Here is a 2,463-nt window from a genome sequence, read left to right as displayed (position 1 = left end):
GGAGAGCGGCATTCCGCCATCCTTCGACGAGATGAAGGAGGCGCTCGACCTTGCCTCCAAATCCGGGATTCATCGGCTGATCACGGCCCTTGAGGAGCGCGGCTTTATCCGCCGGCTGCCCAATCGGGCCCGCGCGCTGGAAGTGCTGCGGCTGCCGGACTCCATCGCGCCAGGCCTCAATGCGGCAAAGAAGTTTTCGCCAAGCGTCATCCAGGGCAGTCTTGGTCAGGGTGGTGCTCTTGGCCGGCAGATCAAGCCGGCGCCTTCGCGGATGCCTTCGCCCGGCAATGACGACGATGCGGTCTCTGCCGTTTCGATCCCGGTCATGGGTCGCATCGCCGCCGGCGTGCCGATCGATGCCATCCAGCATCAGACGCATTCGATTTCGGTGCCGCCGGACATGATCATGGGCGGCGCGCACTATGCGCTGGAGGTCAAGGGCGATTCGATGATCGAGGCCGGCATCTTCGACGGCGACACCGTTATCATCCGTAACGCCGACACGGCCAGCCCCGGCGAGATCATCGTGGCGCTGGTCGATGAAGAGGAAGCGACGCTGAAGCGGTTCCGCCGCAAGGGCGCCTCGATTGCCCTCGAAGCCGCCAATCCAGCCTATGAGACACGGATTTTCGGGCCGGACAGGGTCAAGGTGCAAGGCAAGCTCGTCGGCCTGATCCGTCGCTACTGAGACGGCTGTGGGTTGACCACTGGCTTCTCGGGTTTCTTGAAGGGTGCCAGCCCCCTCGCCTCGCGAGAGTATCTGCGTTGCGTGTGCCAGGGCCGATATGGGCTGTCCACCGCGAAGCTGATCGTCGCCGGCGTGGTCGCCGATTGGCGATCGAAGAAGACCGCGGCACTGCCTTTGCGAGCCAGTTGCCGCTTGGTGATGACGAGAACCAGCGGGTTGTGACAGGCGTCATAGGCGGTGGCGTCGTTGACGACGATCAGTTCGGCGAAGCCGCAGGCTTTCCAGGTGTCCTTGCGGTCCTCGACATAGGCAATGATCGCACCGGACATGTGCCTGGCCACGCAAACGCCTGAGGAGCAATAGAACGGCGATCCCGGCGGTAGCTCAACGGCATCCGCGACGTCGAATTGCCCATCGCTGTTGTCGAACACTTCCGGAACGACGATGGTTTCCGATGTCAGCGCGCGTTTCCAGTTGTCGACGGTGAATTCGTTCGGCCGTTGCCGGCTGACGGCAAGCTCACCGCCACCGATCGGCAACGCCACCAGCCGGGCGTCTTCCGAGATCAGCACATCGGGCGTGCGCGTATCCGAGACGGTCAGCAAGCCTGCCAACGCGAATGGCAGAGCCGCGAGCCGCAGCCATGTCGTCGCCATCGTCGCGATGACCAGGGCAATGGCCACCAGCAGGACCGACTGTTGCGAAATCAGCCCGACCCCATCGACAGGCGAACGCTCGGAGATCCAGCCCGATATGGCGATCATCATCGTCAGGCCCTTGCCCATCAGGTAGAGACCTGGCCAATCCAATCCGAAAGGCATCAGCAGCGCGCTGGCGACGGCCAGGAACATGACGACGGTGACGATCGGCATAACCGCGAGATTGGCGAACAGGCTGAGCGGCGACACACGCTGAAAATGCCAGATGGCAAACAGCGTCGTGGCGCTGCCGGCGATGATCGAGGTCATGGCCAGACCGATTGCCGCCAGCAGGAATTTTCGTGTCAGGAACCCGGGCAAGGATCGCTTCGGCGGCGGCGTTCTTGCTTTTCCCGCGCGGTGATCCGCCCAGCCGGCATAGGCGCCGACCAGAGCCGCGGTCGCGGCGAACGACATCTGAAAACTCGGGCCGACCACCTCATGCGGCGACACCACGATGACGGCGATCGCCGAGATCGCCAGATTGCGCATGGTGAGTGCTGCTCGATCGAACAGAACTGCAATCAGCATCACTGCCAGCATGATGAAGCTGCGTTCGGCGGCGACGACGATACCTGAGATGACGAGGTAGGCTGCGATCGAGAACAGTGCGGCGGCAGCGGCATACTTCTTGACCGGGCGACGCGCGGAAAAATCGGGAAACAAGGCGAAGGCGCCGCGCAGCAACCCCATGATGGTGCCGGCGACCAGAGCCATATGCAGTCCCGAAATGGAGATGATGTGGTAGATGCCGGTACGTCGCATCGCCTCATTGATGTCGTCGGGAATGCCGGCGCGCACGCCGACGATCAGCGCCGCGGCGATCTCGCCTTCGGCGCCGCCGACGCTCGCCCTGATATGGTCGGCGATGCCTTCACGGGCATTTTCCACGCTGGAGGAAATTCGGGCCGACAGCGGCATGTCGCCATCATCGCTGACGACAAGCTTGGGATTGCCGAGAAAGAACCCGCTGCCGCCAATGCCGGCAAAATAGCTGTCGAAGGAGAAATCATAGCTGTCCGGTCGCACCGGCCCGGTCGGCGGCAAAAGCTTGGCATATCCAGTGATGAGAGCTGT

Annotated in this window: 2 protein-coding genes; one reads left to right on the top strand and one right to left on the bottom strand. The window is 62.9% G+C overall.

Going from position 1 to position 2,463, the window contains the following annotated elements:
* Positions 1–688, top strand: a 688-nt coding sequence (gene lexA, locus ENZ74_RS29020; protein WP_127313194.1) for a transcriptional repressor LexA, incomplete at its 5' end; no start/stop codon positions are given.
* On the opposite strand, the gene ENZ74_RS29015 is transcribed toward lexA, so the two are convergent.
* Positions 682–2,463 (bottom strand): ComEC/Rec2 family competence protein (locus ENZ74_RS29015; RefSeq protein WP_164761288.1); only part of this gene is annotated, 1,782 nt, incomplete at its 5' end. The two genes, lexA and ENZ74_RS29015, sit on opposite strands and share 7 nt — an antisense overlap.

Origin of the sequence: Mesorhizobium sp. M7A.F.Ca.CA.002.15.2.1 (assembly GCF_003998715.1) — a bacterium.
Classification (GTDB): Bacteria; Pseudomonadota; Alphaproteobacteria; order Rhizobiales; family Rhizobiaceae; genus Mesorhizobium; species Mesorhizobium ciceri.
The sequence above is the reverse complement of the archived record's forward strand: the minus strand, read 5'-3'. Positions and strand labels throughout refer to the sequence as shown.